Origin of the sequence: Paenibacillus sp. FSL L8-0708 (assembly GCF_038009325.1) — a bacterium.
GTDB lineage: Bacteria > Bacillota > Bacilli > Paenibacillales > Paenibacillaceae > Paenibacillus_AQ > Paenibacillus_AQ odorifer.
In genome coordinates this window covers 927,230-943,979 of the sequence record NZ_JBBPBC010000001.1, presented here as the reverse complement: position 1 = coordinate 943,979, position 16,750 = coordinate 927,230, and the positions used below count along the sequence as shown (strand labels likewise).

Below are 16,750 nucleotides of genomic sequence, written 5' to 3'. Positions count from 1 at the left end.
TTATACTCCCTTCTCTACAAAACCTCTGGCAAGAAGTCCTGCATTCGTATTACTGCTTGCATAGGTAACGCCCGCGGATACCAGCTTATCAAGCTGTTCTTGGACGGAAGGTGTATCCAGATCGGTTCCAAGTACATAGCCGACAATCTCCAAATGTCTGCCTTCTTGTTCCGCTGCTTGCTTAGCCTCAATAATTGCAGGTACCATAACACCTACTGGATCCTCATGCGATCCATAGCCTAATACAAAATCCATAATGATCACGCCCACCGCCGGGTCCTTTGCTTCCTGCTTGAATCTGGCAATCCGTGAAGAAGGATCAATCATCGGATGTGGTTTGCCGTTAGTGAACCCATCATCCCCAAAATCAATAAACGTATGTCCTTGGCTGATATGGATATCACCCAGCTGATATTCCGGATCTTTTGGAATGTTGCTATAGACATCGTCGTATTTCTCCATCGCTAGATACATTGCTTCATCACATAAAGTACCGCCGCAGAATAACCCGCGAATATACTTCTGTTCTGGCTTCAGCTTGACCTTAATCTCTTCAATCAGTGGAAGGTTTAGCGGATGCTTGTCAATTTGACTCTCATCAATGCCGGATAGAATTACCGCCTTCAGCGCGGCCTCTTTGGTTGTTTTGGCAAAATGTCCACCTGCTTCCAGAACAGCTTCCTCCGTTCCTCCGATAAAGCAGACCACGACAGGCTTATGCATATTTTTGATTTCATTCAGCACTTTTTGTTCCACACTTTTGGCGGGTGGCTTGGAAATCAACACAATGACCTTAGTGGCTTCGTCTTCGTTAAGCGCTTTCATCGCATCAAGCATCATTACTCCGCCGACACGTTCACTTAGGTCTCTGCCGCCTGTGCCAATCAACTGTGAGATGCCTCCGCCAAAATCGTGAATCCGCACGGTGATTTCCTGACTTCCTGTGCCAGATGCACCCACGATGCCGATATTGCCTTTACGAACCTTATTAGCAAAACATAAGGCCATATTTCCAATGATCGCGGTTCCGCAATCCGGCCCCATCATCAGCAATCCACGCTCATGTGCTATTTTTTTTAATTCAATTTCGTCTTCTACGCTTACGTTGTCACTGAACATCATGACATGGAGATTATTCTCCAGCGCTTTTCTTGCTTCTCTGGCTGCAAACGCTCCGTTGACTGAAATCACTGCAAGATTAGCTGCTGTCATATTCTTCACTGCCGACTCAATTGTTGGATATTTAAGCTCTGTACCGCCAACTGCACTGTCTTTTTTAATAAACAGCTCTTCGATTGCTTCAAAGGCAACTTCAGCCAGCTCAGGGGATGCTGCTTTGATTACGATCATCAGGTCACTATTCTTAGCTTCCTCTAGCTCAGGGGTTATCAGCCCTACATTCGCTAATACCTCTTTATTCATTTGAGTAGCCATTGCGATAAAAGCTTGTTCGACACCCTCTATTTGATTCGCTTTGGTCGACAACGACATGAGCGAGACGGAATCAAAGTATGTGTTTCTTTTAATTACTATTTTAGTCGACATATCTTACCTCCAACGTTGTTCTAGATTAAGATTCAAACCGCTAATGATCCCCAAGGCAATATCTGTTCCGGAAGAAGAACCTATATCCAGCACTGCCGATAAGCCAAGAAGCATAGTTTCCTTACTCTCATACATGAGCGAATGCAGCAACTGACCCATTGACTCTCTCACCTGACCCCAAGCCGATTTTTTCAAAGCCATATAGCTTATTTCATTCGTTAATTCAGCTGCTTCGATCACGACTTCCCTGCACCACGGCTGATATTTACTAATAGGACTCCGAGGCAGATGGATCACAGCAAACAATCCAACTAAAAAATCATCTCCCGACGGAGTCAGCCCTGGGCCTAATCCCATTAGTCGAATTGCATAATGAGCAGCATCTTCCATGCTGTCATTCGCCAAGGCATTGAGAAGACCTGAAGATCGTTCTTCCAGCAGCCGCATCGTTTCTCTCTCAAAGCTGCTAGAACCCGCAAACTGCTTCATACCGCCTGGTTTTCCATAGCTATTGATATAAGCCCTTGCCGCAGCCAAATTATCTCTTAGCGTCTTTAGTTCTATTGGAAAAATAGATAAAGAGCTCTGCCAAACTGTCAGTTCCTTGATCGATATTGAAAGCTTAGTGCCAATATATAATTGATCATTCTCCGCAAAAACTTCTTCTCCCACAACCAGTCCAAGATCCGAAAAACTACTAACCTCTGTGATCAAAGTATTAGGCGCATTATCTATCCTACTGCTCGCAATGGTATATAATTCATCAGTTGTCTTGCACCTTACATTTATCGTCCGCTCAAATATGCTGTGTACATTTCCGAAAAATCTTGATTCTCGAATCCGATGAAAGAACGCGCTATCACTGGATATCCCAGCTTTTAAATAAGAGGTACACTTGCTCTGAGAATGCTCCGTTTGATCGCCCCCTTGAGAAGGAAGTAGATAATGGTTTGGTCACTTACTGTCAGGTTATCCTATATAGAAAGCGTTCTCATAAAAAAACCTTAACGGTTGATGATGAATGATAGAAGATGTTACACTCAGTTCATAAAATTCCAAGAATGATGAAGATTGAGCTGCTTTCTGTGTGAAAAAGGATATTTTTGTGAAATATATCACAGTTTAACGGATAAACGTTACCTGACACCCTTATTGTAGTCCTCCGCACACTGGGGGTCATCATACAAGAACACTAAAAACAACAAGTAATCACTATGCACATTGCACAATGGGTGAAGATAAGGGGTGTGAATTGATGCTAACGATAAAAGATATCTTACAAATCAAATCCATCGAAGGCATAAAGATCGTTGCGGGGCATTCTGGCCTAAACAATCAAATCTCCGTAGTTAATATCATCGAGAATCCGGACGTATTTGACTGGCTGACCTCGAACGAGCTGCTTTTATCCACCGGATATATCTTCAAAGACAGCACGGAGCTGCAGAACAAATTCATTCATGAGCTGGTGGAGAATAACTGTGCAGGACTCTGCATCAAAATGAAGCGATATTTCGATGCTATCCCGCAGAATATGATCGAGCTTGCTGATAAGCATGGACTCCCGCTACTGGAGCTCCCTTTTGAATACACCTTGTCCAGAGTCATTGCGATCATTAACGAAAAGACCAACGCGGATTACGATGCAGTGAACCGACGTTCGCTCGACCTTCATAATGCGCTGTTCAAAATCGCACTCGAAGGAGGCGGTATTGAGCAAATATCGGCGGAATTGTCCGACACGATCCATAACCCTGTTCTTATATTAGATAGAGACTGGAACCTACTCTGCTATACGGATCATAAGGATAACCCATCTCCACTTCAGGAATTCCTGCCACTGGTGAAGAACAGGCCTGTTTTTCCACCAGAGTTCACGGTAGCTTTCCCAAAGTATATTACTGAAATCAAAAAATCCATCAAACGCACCTACTATTCTCAAGGACAGCCGTACAAGTGCTGCATTATGCCGGTTTCTGTATCCAGTAACGCTTACGCGTATATCGTCGTTCTGCAAACGGTACGCAAGCTGGTTGAATTTGACTACACCGCGTTAGAGCATGTATCCACGATGCTTGCACTGGACCGGATCAAAGCCAAGGAAATCGAAGAGGTAAAGCATAAAATTAGGCAGGACTTCTTCGACGACTTATTAGCTGGCAATATTACTTCAACAGAAACACTGCATTCCCTATCTGCTATGCATGGGCTTAAAGTTAACTATGCGTATTACTGTACAGTTATCCATATTGAAGCTACACAGCTGGAAAACTACACGGACATGGTTTATAGAAAATACGAAATGGAGCATATGGTCAAAAAATGTGTCAATTTGATCTATGGCTTGTCCAGTAATGCAGGTGGAGAGCTAATCTGTTACTATCGCAATCAGCAAATCATCATCTTGATCGGAAAAAATGAAAATAAACCGCCAATTTCCGTAAGCGATACGAAAGCCTTTGCTCAAGAGGTGCTGCAGTTGCTGGCTCAGGAAATGACTAAAAATCATTTTCTCATCGGCATTGGCAGTCAGTATAAGACACTTGCTTATCTCCATCGAAGCTTCTTCGAGGCCCAGGAAGCTATGCGGCTCATGCAGCGGTTTAATAAAGACAGCCGGAGCATTGCTCACTTCGAGGATTATTCTGTCTATCATTTTTTGGATTCCAATATTAAGCCTACGGAAATGGAGACATTCTTTAACAAAGTTCTGGGAGGCATCCATGAACATGACCAGACGATGAACACGAGATTCATGTCTACCTTGGAGTATTATTTTATGTACAATCAGAATGTAACCGAAGCCGCCAAAGCGATGTTTATTCACCGCAACACCTTTATTTACCGGATTGATAAAATCAAAGATTTGCTAAATATAGATCTGAAAAACTCAGATGAGCTATTCGAGATTCAACTGGCACTTAACCTCTATCGATTGCTGCAAAGGGGTTAAAATAACGAAGGGTATTCCCGGCAACCATTACTCTAGTTGCACTGGAATACCCTTTTTTCATAACGTCATAGCCCGTCCATATCTTGCTAAATATTCTTCCTTCTCCTTATAATCCGGCATTAGGCTTCCAACCCGTCGCCAAAAGGAACGATCATGGTTCATATGCAGCAAATGACATAACTCATGGATGATCACATAATCGATAACCTCCACGGGAGCCATGGCCAGACGATAGTTAAAGGTTAGCTTTTTATCGGAGCTGCAGCTTCCCCATTTGGTCCTGGACTCTACAATCTCGATACTCTTAGGTTTTACTCTAAGCTGCGTCTGGTACCTAGTGATCCGCTCTCCTATAAGCTTCTTGCAGCTAGAGAAATAGAACTTTTTCAGCTTTAACTGAAGTTGTTCTTCACTTAGCTCCGCTGTCTCTATAAGCTCATGCAGAGAATAATATTTGCCTAGATACAGGAACTTTCCTTCATCTTCGTACGCTCTGATCATCTTTGGCGTTTCACGAGCCGCTTCGAGACTTTGCAGCTTCTCCACAATCATTTTTCCATTACGCTCAACCACACTTTTAATCGTCTCTTCAGATGTTTTCTTAGGTACCTTGAGTGTTATGCGCCCTGACGAATCTATATGAATGGAGATTTTTTTCCCGTTTCCATATTGAACATTAAACTCGATCACCTGATTGTCGTAATCAATCTTCATACCCACCATCGTTTCTATAAGATTATTCGCAATAAAAAAGAAGAACGCACCTAGGCGTTCTCCTATTTTAACACGATTCCTCAATACACCGGATACCCCGCTACAAACATTGCCAAGTACAGTATACTACCCACAACAGATATAACAGTGAGTGCAACATCCTTCGGCTTTTCATTAGTGAGCGCAACGGCAGCAAAAGCTAGCGGAAATGCAACAAGCAAATAACGCGGGGCTGACAGCAGCCAGGTAGCTCCCACTACGAAAGCAAAATACACGATAAAATAAGCAGTGTAGGATGGCCGTAGTTTTCTTGCTCCCATAAACATGATAATTAGTGCTGAGAATATAGCGATTAAATTAGGCAGCCACATGCCGAGAAAAGAACGGCTATCTCCACTTTTAAAGGTGCCCACCGCATATTCCATCTGATATCTTACGGTATCGAAAAAGAGATAGAACTTCTGTGACCAATGCTCCCTCTGGTAAATACTGAACTGAAAAGCATTTCCCGTAACATAGTAGTTGATGTAAAGATAAGCCAGCAAACCCATCGATATGATAGCAAGACAGCCAATGGCGGTGGTCAGTTTATGTATAAACGCTTTTTTCTCTAGTAATTTATAATTCCCGATAAGTTCTCGTGCAAATTCAATCGCAACCGGTACAATCAACAGTACCCCTGGAGAACGCGTATACGCTGCAAGTGCACCGCATAAACATCCGATGAGCCATTCTTTTTTTCTCACAAAATATAAACACAACAGCGATAAGGCCAGAAATAAAGATTCGGTCATTGGGATGAAGAAAAAGAACGCAGCCGGAAATATAAAAATATACTTTACTACTCGCATAGCACTCTTTCGATGCATGTCTAGTGCGGCAAGCTCATAGGCGACCAAGGCAGCGACAAGCGAGCAAATATTAGAAACGATGAATCCAGCGACGAGATAATTCCCTACGAATACCTGAACTACTTTAATTAGATTTGGAAAAAAAGGGAAAAATACAATATGGTATTTCGGATCTCCCTCCGTCACATACCAATTCTCCGCGATGCCCAAATAATGTGAAGCGTCGATTCCTGATATATGCCAGGTCTCAGCTATTTTGCTAAACAAACCACCGGAATAGCCATTCTGTATGATCAAAAATATATACCCGATAATCATAAGCAAGACCCGACTAGCCACTACCCAGCCGATAATATATAGCCAAGCCTGCTTTCTGTCCCGTGTTTTATTTTCCAGAGTTACTTCAGGTGCTGGATTTGTCAGAACAAAATCTGTCAAAACAGGTATAATGCGGAGTCCCAATAATACAAAAAGTACGAAACAGGCCACGGAAGCAAGGGTACCCATCATAGACCAACTAGTGGTCGAGTTTACCCAGAAAATAGCCGTCACCATCATAATGAACATGAAGATGAAGGAAATGATTTTGTCGTGCTTTTTCATTTGAACCTCCAAAGATAAATTCTTACAATAATCTAGTTAAAAAAGGAAAATATTACGCATAGAAATATAATAGTCTCTGGAAATTTTTTTGTAAATCATATATTGTCTTTGAAATAACAAAGCCACAAGGGCCATCAATTCACACAAATAAAAAAACAGCCTGAACCCTGTAAAAAATGGGTTCCAAGCTGTTCTGTTGTCATCCCTACTTCTCTTCATGGCTGAAATAAAAATTCAGCGGCAATTCATCATCACTTTCCAGACTGTTCGTCATCTTATAGGTGATGAGCATTTTATTCTCACCCTTGCCGTATGACCATGATTCTTCAATACTTCCTACCAGTGGCTTTAACGGAAGAGTCATCCTGTCAATCGTTTGGACTGATTTCTCGACTTTGTCAGTCTCTTCATCTTCCACAGGTTCGTAATGATCCAGAAAAGCACGCACCAGTTCTCTTGCATTTTGAAAGCCACTTTCCGATCTAGGGAAAACGGTTCCTATCCGGTAACCTATGATTTTATTAGTATTAACATCTACCACAACCTGTTGTATAAACTCCATTTGATTGACGGTTAGGATATCATCTTGCAGGATTGTACCCAAAGTTGTATCGTATTCACCCACGGCATCCGTAATTTTTAAAGCAGCAAGCCCTTCTTCGCGCGGCTGCATGAACACAGCCCTATGCTTCTCCACATGTGTGAAAAGCTCAGCATACTTAGGTTTATCCTTGCTGCATGCAGTAGATAACAGCGAAAGAACGACTATTCCACAAATGAGAATGAAGTATGATTTTCTCAAACGGATACACCTCCTTACCTGACGAAATCAATAGATGACAAATCTCAGGAAAAACACTTATTAACTATACCTTTTTAGAAACAATATCTTCAAAATGTTTTACAAGATACCGGTAACTTCAAAATGTTGAATGTTACCGTTTACATTTATATCATAAACCACTCCGCAAGCCCAAGCGAGCCCCCCTCCTACAAGAAATACCCTATTACTACCTAATGCATTATACCCTGTATATTTTGTACCCATAACTGGTGAACTGACACTTGTAACTATTTCATGCCTGAATGGAAAATCATTCGCTTCAGATGCAGCGGTATATCCTGGATAGGTCAGCAGAGTACCCAAAGTAACCCAGGTAGCTGTAAAATTATTAATATTGAACCCGTTGTTTGCATAAGCCGTAACCTCTTGCCGCAAGGGGCGAATATAAGTAACGTTGTTATACGCATCTGCATGTGCAGTAAATATACTAACAGAACTCAATCCGTAACCGACTGTTCCCGGTGTTCCTGTTGGCTTGCCGGCCTCAATTATCTTATTTATTATGTTAGCTTGTGAGATTGGTAATATCGTATTGACACTTATATCGCCGTCATCCAATTCATTCCAAATACGAATGGCTTCGCCATTTATTTCACCACTCCGCATTGTTGCAATGTTTTGAGTAGCAGGTACAAACTGTATAGCACTATCCTCATTGACAGCTGCACCTTGCTCACGCAACCAGTTAATTGTTATTTCAGGAACCTCATCAATGCTCATGATCGCTGTTTCATTAACTGATATACCAGCAACAATAGCCTTAAAGTCTGTCTCATTTTGATTGACGTTCATTGCATCAGCATTTATTGGAATGAAAATAAGCATAGCAACAACCATAATTGAAATTATTCTCTTTTTCAATGTAACTCTCCTCTACTCTTTTTAAAAGCATTTAGTTTGGTCGACCAACCTACCAAACCTTACCATACATGTGAATAAAAAACACCGATCTTTGTTATGTATATTGAAAAAGGGAGTAAAGACCTAAGGTCTCTATCATAATTCGATTGTAAGCGAGAAAAAACGTCATAATAATGAATTTTTTGTAGAAAATGAGCAAAAAAAGTCCGAGCGTATATGCCCGGACTTAGCTTTTGTATAGTAAATATGAGTTAGCAGATCATTATCATTCAAACGGATAAATCCAGAAATGTTCTGTTCCAAAACGAGCTTGGATCTCTTTATCATTTAAAGGTTTGCTGCCCAACAGCTCAGCAGCTTGGAATTGGGAACGATGCGCCTGAATGGACGCCATCTTGTGCTCGAGGAAATCTCTCACATCCTTGATAACCTTTGGCTCCCCAATCTCTACAATATTATTAGCAAAAGCTATACAGTGAACAGGAGGTCTTTCTTCCTTTGGAAGTCTTGCAACGGTTCGGATCACTGCGGCTCCAGTAGCATCGTGATCAGGATGAACGCTGTACCCTGGATAGAAAGTGATGATCAACGAAGGTTTAAGCTCTTTCAAGAGCGCATCAATCTGCCCATCGAGCAAGACTTGATCTTCGAATTCTATCGTCTTGTCGTGAAAACCAAGCATTCTTAAATCCTGTATGCCAATAGCTTCGCAGGATTCCTCCAGCTCCTTCTTACGTATTTCTGGGAGGGTTACCCGATTTGCGAAGGGCGGGATGCCCATATTGCGGCCCATTTCTCCTAGCGTTAGGCATGCGTAGGTAACTTGGGTCCCATTTTGTATATGTTTGGCAAGGGTACCTGATATACCGAAGGCCTCATCATCCGGATGTGGCAAAATAACAAGAATATGTTTTTCCACAGAACTCTTCATCTCCTCTTCCATTAGAACGGCTCTCGGCTTAATTGTAACGATACGATCAGTTTGCCTTGAGCATCATGTCCAGCCATAATCAATCTGCCTGTCTCACTCTCTTCATAGTGAGTTAGCCCTTCCGAGTAAACCCAGCCCTGCGACATTTTTAAGCCGACCCGATAAGGACCGTTGCCGGAAATCGAACCATGGGAATATCGAATAACAGCATTAGTAATAAAAGTAGCGGCTGGATGCTTCGAACTATCTAAATGGGCAGCGTAGGCTCCCGTTGTCATCTCAAGATGGATATATAGATCCTGATCTTTAAGCAGGTCGATCCTATCTTGTACTTCCGATTGATTGATTAGCTGCAATGTTGCGCCTCCGTCTCTGACTGAATATATACATACAAAAAATAAGATCCATACCTTATAGAAGGACGGATCTGTTATATGATAAGCGGGTCCGTATTTCTCATCAAAGTATAACGTGCAATGCTATGTAATTCAATGGATAGAGCGATCCCCTCCAAGTGTAACAGTAATGGACTGGCTTTTTACTGTTCACCTGAAGGGGATAATATCACTGAGAGGTTATGCTGTTTATATTAGATCACAAACTGATCTAACATCTTTATGATGACTTCACGCTTTACAGGCTTGCTGATATACTCGTCCATTCCGGCAGCTAGACAATTTTCACGGTCACCCTTCAAAGCATTAGCCGTGACCGCGATGATGGGCGGACATTTCTCTTGATGCTCATCTCTTAACATCTTCATAGCCCCTATACCGTTCATAATGGGCATGTGAAGATCCAATAAAATAAGATCAAAGGGTTCTTTCCGTGCTGCTTCAACCGCATCTATGCCGTTTGTGACGGCGATAACGCTGTGACCCATTTTTTCGAGTATTTTGGTCAGCACTAGCGCATTGATAGAGTTGTCTTCAGCAAGTAAAATTCTTGCCTCACGTGCGGTATGAAGCTTGTTAATGTTAGCCTCTTGGCTAGGAATTACCACTGATTTCTTGGGCCTGATTGTGAAGGTAACCGAAGTACCGCTCTTGCCGTCACTCTCCGCATAGATCTCGCCACCCATCATTTCGACAATTCTGCGGCTGATGGCAAGGCCAAGACCCGTGCCTTCGTGTCTCCGCATCATAAAGCTATCCACCTGCTCAAACGGTTCAAAAATATCAGTAAGTCGATCAGGATCAATTCCAATGCCAGTATCGGTTACCGTAAAGGCCAGCAGGAAGGGTTCTTCCTTTACAAGCCTCACTTTTACCGATATGCTGCCCGCGGGTGTGAATTTCACAGCATTCCCTAGCAGGTTCAAGAACACCTGCTTCAAGCGTTCCTCGTCACCGTATATAAAGTCAGGAACATCATGATTTATGATGCTGGTGAGCTCCAGATGTTTTTGTTCAGCTTTTATTGCGATAACAGAAAAGCTGTCCTTGAGGCAAGTTCGCAGATCGAATGTATCCTCTTGTAGCTCGCTTCGGCCTGCCTCAATTTTTGAAAGATCAAGGATATCATTAATTATATTGAGCAGGATTCCTCCGCTTTTGCGAATGATTTCTACATATTCACGTTGTTCTTCATTAAGCTCTGTTTCAAGCAAAATATCAGTCATGCCGATCACCCCATTCATGGGAGTGCGAATTTCATGACTCATCATAGCCAGGAACTCACTTTTAGCTCTATTCGTGGACTCTGCGGCTTCCTTAGCTAGCGACAATTGCCTTTGCTCGGAAATGTCCTTGCATATAAGATAAAATCCGATATTATGATTGTTCACATAAATAGGTGCAATACTGGTGAGCACTTCAACGACTTCGCTGTCCTTAGTAACAAGCTTATTGATATACTGCTCAACCGTATTATCGTAAAGGGCTCTTTCCAGAATGCGCTGGACATTCTCTTCTCCAATCAGACTCGCAAGCTTCATCCCGATCAACTCGGACTCGATGGCATAGCCCGTTATCTTTTCCGCCATACTATTGGTGTTAATGATTCGACCGTCAAGGTCAAAAGAAATGACGGCGTCATGGTTATATTTTTTAAGCGACGTATACCGTTCAACAGACTCCTGAAGGCGTTGCTCGGATTCCTTTTGCTTTGTAATGTTAACGATTTGGCAAATGAAATATGCTGGCTGGTTCGACTCGTCGCTGAAAAGGTGGAGCGTGAGCTGTCCCCAAATATAATCTCCATTTTTTGTGATAAACTGCTTTTCCATCTGCACTTCTGTTTCCTCACCCAAAACTGCTTTTAAATCATGAAGGTTGCCGAAATCCTCGGGGTGAGAAAGGTCTTCTAACCGCATACCCTCAAACTCTTCAGTGGAATAACCAAAAGTCTGCTCAAAGGCCGGGTTTACGGTCAGAATCAAACCATTTGGCGATAAAAGGGCGATCCCAAAGGAGGCGTGATTAATCACCTGTTGGTTGAATTGTTCCTGATTTAGATTTACGCGATGCATAGCGACCTCCATGGATGATGTAATTTTTGCGTGAAAAAATAGACCTTCTATTTAGAAGGTCCTATTTATAGCTTATAGTCTAATTTACCCACTTTGTTATTAATTGAATCCGTTAATTTAACGGGATCGAATAGAACACTCTGGATCCTTTATTGTTCGTATACCAAATGATTTTGTCTCCATTAATAATAGGACTGCACTCTGATAAGGCAAAATGCTTGATCGTTTGGATGTCGCTAGTAGCTTTTCCCGCTCCATCTATAAGAACATATTTCAGATCACCCGGATGATTCTCTTTATCAAACTCCTGCCACAGCACCATCATTTTATCGTCTGTGATTTTTACTAGCTTAGGGATGGACGCGATCAGGTTCGTGCCTACATATTTAGCCAAGGTAATGTGATTCACCGAAGTACTGCTCAGGTTGGACTTGGGCAACACACTAAGTATGACATCCCTTTGGTCTGTTTCCAAACCCTCCATCTCATAAGATGTATACTCTTTGACTAGGGAATGATCTACCGAATTCATAGCGACTATATAGTTCGCCGGAGACATCTCAAATCCGCCTATAGAAACCCCCGTCGCGTTCGCTCCGATTTTGCCGGGAATATTAAATAAATCCACTTCGTTATAACTGGCTCCGTCTCCTTTATTCAGAACAATCGAACGGGGATAAGCGTCGCCATGATCGACTAGAACATGCGCAGTACCATCAAACAATACATATTGGTCAAAAGAGTGACTGACATGATTCTTCTGGAATCTTCCCAGATCATTGGTCACGGTCATGGTTTTAGTATTTACAATAATGGTAAGCTGGGATTGATGATTTAATTTATCTTCTGTCGTGTATCGTGTACGTGAAGTGTGAAATACAAGCGTATCTCCAGCTTCAGCCATCCTGCCGGAGCCTGAATCAAAAGGGCTAACGGTATAGCTCTCCCCACCCTTTATGGAGACACTGTCTACTCTATTGAAGCTTTTATCATAACGGACAATACGAATGACTTCCTTGCTATCATTCTCTTCGCGGTTCTCTTGGCCAAAAGCAATATAGTTATACTTCTCCCCACTAAAGAATCCACCAAACACCGGAAGCTCAAAAGGAATGCTCTTATTGCCTGTTAGTTCGTACTTCTCATTGTACGTTTCAATCGTAAACTCTTTGTTCGCCTCAATGACACTTACAGTCCCATCCTTATTATTCACAAGATAAGAAGAGGCCGTACTTTTCCATCTAGGAAAATAAGAAGATTCCCCGTTACTCTCAGCTACAGCCGCCGTCTTTACCCGGTAAGCATGATCTGGGATTTTGGAAAATAACGATATGCGGTCAGACTGAACGTCAAATTCAATATCGAACGGGATTTTACCCGCCAAATCTCTCAACTGAAAATAATTGTTATCATCAATATTGTACGCCGTAATAGACTGTAACTGTCCGTTGACTAGCACCTTAGAGCTTGAAAGCGTAGCAGCATAATTTTTATTGCGGCTATAATAGTTACTTGTTGTTTTCTTTTCGGGCGTATAAGCTTGTCCAGTTATGATCTCAATCGCATTGTTCGCTTTATTCCAAGTGATATCAAACTGGCTGCTCGTTCCCGAGAAATACTCTGCCAAATCGCGTAGTCTGAAATAATTGTTATTCGATATGTTGAACCCATTCAGGTTCCGCTGTTCTCCATCAAAATATGTACTGCTCTCGGTTACCTTAGCCTTCACCGTATTGCTCGCAAAGGTTGTAGTGCCGAGTGCTGGTGTAACCAGTAATAACATCAGCAATATACTAAAAATCCTCTTCATCCGTCTTTCCTCCATTTAAACATAATTACAATGGCATGCTTTTGGTAATCACAGTATCCATCTATTAATCTTATCGGTAATCGCGCTTAACTTAATTATGAAAACGGGGCATGGTATATAATGGACATAAATTCAAAATACTGGAGGCGTATATGAGTAGAACAAATTATGGTTACTTACTGATCATTCTAGCCTTAATCCTACTGTTGACAGCTTGTGGACCAGGTCCAAAGTCTGGAAAACGATACGAAAAAGATATTCTGAACACACTCTCCCCAAGATACAACCTACAATTCAAAGTAGTAGAACGGACGGGCGTAACCAACAAAGACGGTTATGAGAAACTAATCTTATCTCCCATTAATGATCCCAACATTGAATTTTTTGCCAGTTCCATTTATGCGAAATCATACTATTCAATTTTTCGTTCGGAACAACATCAGGAAAGTTATCTAGACGGTCTTTTCTTTGCTTATGCCCCTTCATTGTACGCCAGATATTTAAATTTCAAGTTCCCTTCTGACTATTTCAGTGAAACGCTGAAGTATGGGGAGATTTACAAATCTACATACGAGAGGGATGGAACCGCACCATATATCATCGATGGAGTTACCGAAAAAGATTTCATTCCGTTATCCAAGGACTTTTATGAGATTATAAAGGGATTCTATCCGCACAGACCACCTTCTCCGAATTTAGGCAATCAGCTCGGTTCCACCATAGAACTTCCATACAGATTTGAAGGCAGTACAAAGCTGCAATTGATCCGCCACAATTTCGCTTCTGCTGAACCATACGACTCTTATGAAATCTATAGGCAATTTGTTAGCAGTTATGAACAGATGAAAGAAGGGAATGAGTGATGAGAGGCTCTTATAAAATCTCCATTCTGATGATCATTTGCTGTATTCTGTTGACAGGGTGCTTCTCGGGGAGTCACAAGTCAGGAAAAAAATATGTGAAAAATGCTCTAGTATATATGAAGGCATACTATTTTATTGATTTTGAATATTCAAGAGTCATAGGAAAAAATGACGATGGCTCCGACATTTTGGAGCTCTACCCTAAGCTCAATCCAGACATCAAATTTAACTACCAACAGTACATTATCCAGTATCCTTTTCACAAAACTGATAAATATAACGTTTCTAAGAATTACGAGGAAGTACTCTGGATTAAAAAATATGCAGATGTCTATCAAAGGATTCTGGGTAAACCCGTGAATACCGATGCTATTTGGGAAGCTTATCAGAAAACAGATTTCACCCAAACTAGCTTTCTCGAGTTCCTGAGAACCACCGATTATGTGATTTCAATTCCACCAAATTCAATCCCAGAGTTCTCCCAAAAGATTTATGCAATGTCTCAAGCGATTGCTGAATTTCCAGAGATCAGCCGCGTGGGAGGAAGGCGCATTGATGAACTGCCTTACCAGTTTGAGAATCAAAAGGATCTCTCACGCGCTTACTTTTTATCGAATGATTTCAGTTTTAATGAAGAAACGACCCTTCAGCAGCTCACTCAGCATTATCAATATATGAAGGACACCGGGGAATTGAAATAATTTATATTCCTCAGATAGCACTCTCAAAAAAAGCCGGCCAAACTCAGGACAATACACCTGAAATTTAGTCGGCTGAATATTAAACTAAGTTTGTTTTAGAAGCAGGAAGCTTTTTTAATGTAATCTTTCATCAAACATGAGTTGGATTTGAATACCAAAGGGATCTTCAATGATACCGTAGGCTTTGCTAAACACATTGCTGGATAAAGGAGCAATAATTTTCACGCGCTCGTCTGTGATTAAGCTTTTATAAAAACCTTCAATCCCCTCTAAGTCAGCACTTTGAATACATAATGAGGTGTTATTGCCCACTGTATATTTCTCATTCGTATTCATTGTATCTTCTGCTATCATTATTTTTGTTTTTCCGATTAACAGGACAGAGTGAGTAATATAATCCTTATTTTCATCCGTAAGCTGTATGGAGCTGTCACGCTCTGCTAGTTGTTGATAGGTGACACGTAGCAATTCCTCTGCGTTAAAATGTTCTTTGTAAAATTCTATAGCTTCCTTAGCTCTTCCATTCATCGATAAAAAAATAGCTACTTCTAGTGTTGTACTCATAGTATAACTCTCTCCTTTTATATATTTGATATCTGGCCTTAAACTTATTATCCTATATAAAGGTATCAAAACATGACACCTTTATAAGGAGTTTTATATATGAAAAAATCAGAACGATTAAATGACATGATGAGGTACTTAAACAGTCGAGAATTCTTTAATTTAAGTGATCTCATGGATAAATACGCTATTTCAAAAAGCACAGCTCTACGCGATATTAGTTCATTAGAACAATTAGGTATGCCTATTTTCGCAGAACATGGAAGACACGGACGTTATGGTATTCTAAAAAACAGATTGTTATCCCCTATTATTTTCACGATAGATGAAGTCTATGCGCTGTATTTTGCCATGCTGACGTTAGAATCTTATCAATCTACACCCTTTCATCTGAGTGTTAACAAGCTAAACGAAAAGTTCGAGCACTGTCTTTCGAGTACACAAATCAACCAAATTCACAAAATGAAAAAGGTCCTGCAATTCGAAATGTATCAGCATAAGCATGTCAGCCGTTTTTTAGATAAAATCCTAGCAAGTATTCTAAATGAGAGTGCCTGTAACATTGCATATACAAAAGAAAACCAAACAAAAAGCTACCCTGTTCAATTCTTTAGGATTTCCGCTAAGTTTGGTCAATGGTATGCCACTGGAATAGAGCTTACGACGAATACATATAGAGTTTTTAGATGTGATCGAATAACCTTCATTGAAGAAGAGGAAAGCAAAGCTCGTTATTCTATAGAAGAACTTCTTAGTCGTTCATTAGAAATCTATCAGTCTGCGAAGAGTATTGACTTTGAAGTTGAGATTGCGGAACAAGCAAAGGATATTTTTTATAAAGAGCATTATCCTTCTATGAAAATAGAAGTTGGTCCGAAAACAGTCATTAAGGGATTCTATAATCCAGGTGAAGAGGATTTCTTGGCTAATTATTTTATGCGATATGGTCATGCTGTTACATCCGTGAAACCTGAAGCCTTAAAACAAATAATCAAAGATAAATTAGAGCAACTCGTAAATCACTATCAAAAAATATAAAG

General features: G+C 41.1%; 15 protein-coding genes. 4 read left to right on the top strand and 11 right to left on the bottom strand.

Annotation, left to right across the window (positions count from 1 at the left end; genetic code table 11):
* Both fdrA and NYE58_RS04280 read right to left on the bottom strand, forming a co-directional pair.
* Entirely contained in the window at nt 1-1,545 is a 1,545-nt protein-coding gene (fdrA, locus tag NYE58_RS04285) for an acyl-CoA synthetase FdrA (protein ID WP_341001187.1), read from the bottom strand.
* Nucleotides 1,546-1,548: 3 nt separating this feature from the next.
* Nucleotides 1,549-2,217, bottom strand: a complete 669-nt coding sequence (locus NYE58_RS04280; protein WP_341001186.1) for a DUF2877 domain-containing protein — start codon at nt 2,215-2,217, stop codon at nt 1,549-1,551.
* 583 nt (nt 2,218-2,800) lie between these two features.
* Here NYE58_RS04280 and NYE58_RS04275 point away from each other — a divergent pair.
* Entirely contained in the window at nt 2,801-4,498 is a 1,698-nt protein-coding gene (locus tag NYE58_RS04275) for a PucR family transcriptional regulator (protein WP_076276982.1), read from the top strand.
* Between the two features lie 57 nt (nt 4,499-4,555).
* Here NYE58_RS04275 and NYE58_RS04270 read toward each other — a convergent pair whose 3' ends face one another.
* The 8 genes from NYE58_RS04270 to NYE58_RS04235 all read right to left on the bottom strand — a co-directional run bounded on the left by NYE58_RS04270 (nt 4,556) and on the right by NYE58_RS04235 (nt 13,582).
* Nucleotides 4,556-5,212 carry a M48 family metallopeptidase gene (locus NYE58_RS04270; RefSeq protein WP_038574107.1) on the bottom strand — a complete coding sequence of 219 codons (657 nt, stop codon included), beginning with the start codon at nt 5,210-5,212 and terminating at the stop codon, nt 4,556-4,558.
* 80 nt (nt 5,213-5,292) lie between these two features.
* Complete coding sequence (locus NYE58_RS04265) at nt 5,293-6,666, bottom strand: hypothetical protein (RefSeq protein WP_341001185.1); 1,374 nt, start codon at nt 6,664-6,666, stop codon at nt 5,293-5,295.
* Nucleotides 6,667-6,871: 205 nt separating this feature from the next.
* Nucleotides 6,872-7,468: a hypothetical protein gene (locus tag NYE58_RS04260; RefSeq protein ID WP_076128606.1), complete on the bottom strand. Its 597-nt coding sequence runs from the start codon at nt 7,466-7,468 to the stop codon at nt 6,872-6,874.
* A gap of 99 nt (nt 7,469-7,567) precedes the next feature.
* A complete protein-coding gene (locus NYE58_RS04255) occupies nt 7,568-8,371 on the bottom strand; it encodes a hypothetical protein (RefSeq protein ID WP_076128604.1) in 804 nt (267 codons plus the stop codon).
* A 265-nt stretch (nt 8,372-8,636) separates the two neighbouring features.
* Nucleotides 8,637-9,290, bottom strand: a complete 654-nt coding sequence (gene bshB2, locus NYE58_RS04250; protein WP_341001184.1) for a bacillithiol biosynthesis deacetylase BshB2 — start codon at nt 9,288-9,290, stop codon at nt 8,637-8,639.
* Nucleotides 9,291-9,313: 23 nt separating this feature from the next.
* The gene (locus tag NYE58_RS04245; protein WP_076128602.1) at nt 9,314-9,658 is read right to left on the bottom strand and encodes a YojF family protein; all 345 of its coding nucleotides are present in this window, start codon (nt 9,656-9,658) and stop codon (nt 9,314-9,316) included.
* Nucleotides 9,659-9,891: 233 nt separating this feature from the next.
* Nucleotides 9,892-11,772, bottom strand: coding sequence for a PAS domain S-box protein (locus NYE58_RS04240; RefSeq protein WP_341001183.1), 1,881 nt, complete (start codon nt 11,770-11,772; stop codon nt 9,892-9,894).
* A 112-nt stretch (nt 11,773-11,884) separates the two neighbouring features.
* Nucleotides 11,885-13,582: a hypothetical protein gene (locus tag NYE58_RS04235; RefSeq protein WP_076276979.1), complete on the bottom strand. Its 1,698-nt coding sequence runs from the start codon at nt 13,580-13,582 to the stop codon at nt 11,885-11,887.
* 152 nt (nt 13,583-13,734) lie between these two features.
* Between NYE58_RS04235 and NYE58_RS04230 the strand changes: the two genes are divergently transcribed.
* Together NYE58_RS04230 and NYE58_RS04225 are read left to right on the top strand one after the other, a co-directional pair.
* Nucleotides 13,735-14,445, top strand: a complete 711-nt coding sequence (locus NYE58_RS04230) for a hypothetical protein (RefSeq protein ID WP_341001181.1) — start codon at nt 13,735-13,737, stop codon at nt 14,443-14,445.
* Complete coding sequence (locus NYE58_RS04225) at nt 14,445-15,146, top strand: hypothetical protein (protein ID WP_341001180.1); 702 nt, start codon at nt 14,445-14,447, stop codon at nt 15,144-15,146. The genes NYE58_RS04230 and NYE58_RS04225 overlap by 1 nt, the downstream gene beginning before the upstream one ends.
* A gap of 114 nt (nt 15,147-15,260) precedes the next feature.
* Here the strand turns inward: NYE58_RS04225 and NYE58_RS04220 are convergent, their stop codons facing one another.
* Nucleotides 15,261-15,710 (bottom strand): VOC family protein, encoded by a 450-nt coding sequence (locus NYE58_RS04220; RefSeq protein WP_076128596.1) that lies wholly within the window; start codon nt 15,708-15,710, stop codon nt 15,261-15,263.
* A gap of 99 nt (nt 15,711-15,809) precedes the next feature.
* Between NYE58_RS04220 and NYE58_RS04215 the strand changes: the two genes are divergently transcribed.
* Nucleotides 15,810-16,748: a helix-turn-helix transcriptional regulator gene (locus NYE58_RS04215; RefSeq protein WP_076220760.1), complete on the top strand. Its 939-nt coding sequence runs from the start codon at nt 15,810-15,812 to the stop codon at nt 16,746-16,748.
* The last annotated feature ends 2 nt before the right edge of the window (nt 16,749-16,750 follow it).

Bases quoted from the DNA above. Each gene is read 5' to 3' on its own strand.
- NYE58_RS04275 (WP_076276982.1), top strand. From the start codon at position 2,801: ATGCTAACGATAAAAGATATCTTACAAATCAAATCCATCGAAGGCATA.
- NYE58_RS04225 (WP_341001180.1), top strand. From the start codon at position 14,445: ATGAGAGGCTCTTATAAAATCTCCATTCTGATGATCATTTGCTGTATT.
- NYE58_RS04265 (WP_341001185.1), bottom strand. From the start codon at position 6,666: ATGAAAAAGCACGACAAAATCATTTCCTTCATCTTCATGTTCATTATG.
- NYE58_RS04235 (WP_076276979.1), bottom strand. From the start codon at position 13,582: ATGAAGAGGATTTTTAGTATATTGCTGATGTTATTACTGGTTACACCA.
- NYE58_RS04230 (WP_341001181.1), top strand. From the start codon at position 13,735: ATGAGTAGAACAAATTATGGTTACTTACTGATCATTCTAGCCTTAATC.
- NYE58_RS04220 (WP_076128596.1), bottom strand. From the start codon at position 15,710: ATGAGTACAACACTAGAAGTAGCTATTTTTTTATCGATGAATGGAAGA.
- NYE58_RS04270 (WP_038574107.1), bottom strand. From the start codon at position 5,212: ATGAAGATTGATTACGACAATCAGGTGATCGAGTTTAATGTTCAATAT.
- NYE58_RS04215 (WP_076220760.1), top strand. From the start codon at position 15,810: ATGAAAAAATCAGAACGATTAAATGACATGATGAGGTACTTAAACAGT.
- NYE58_RS04240 (WP_341001183.1), bottom strand. From the start codon at position 11,772: ATGCATCGCGTAAATCTAAATCAGGAACAATTCAACCAACAGGTGATT.
- fdrA (WP_341001187.1), bottom strand. From the start codon at position 1,545: ATGTCGACTAAAATAGTAATTAAAAGAAACACATACTTTGATTCCGTC.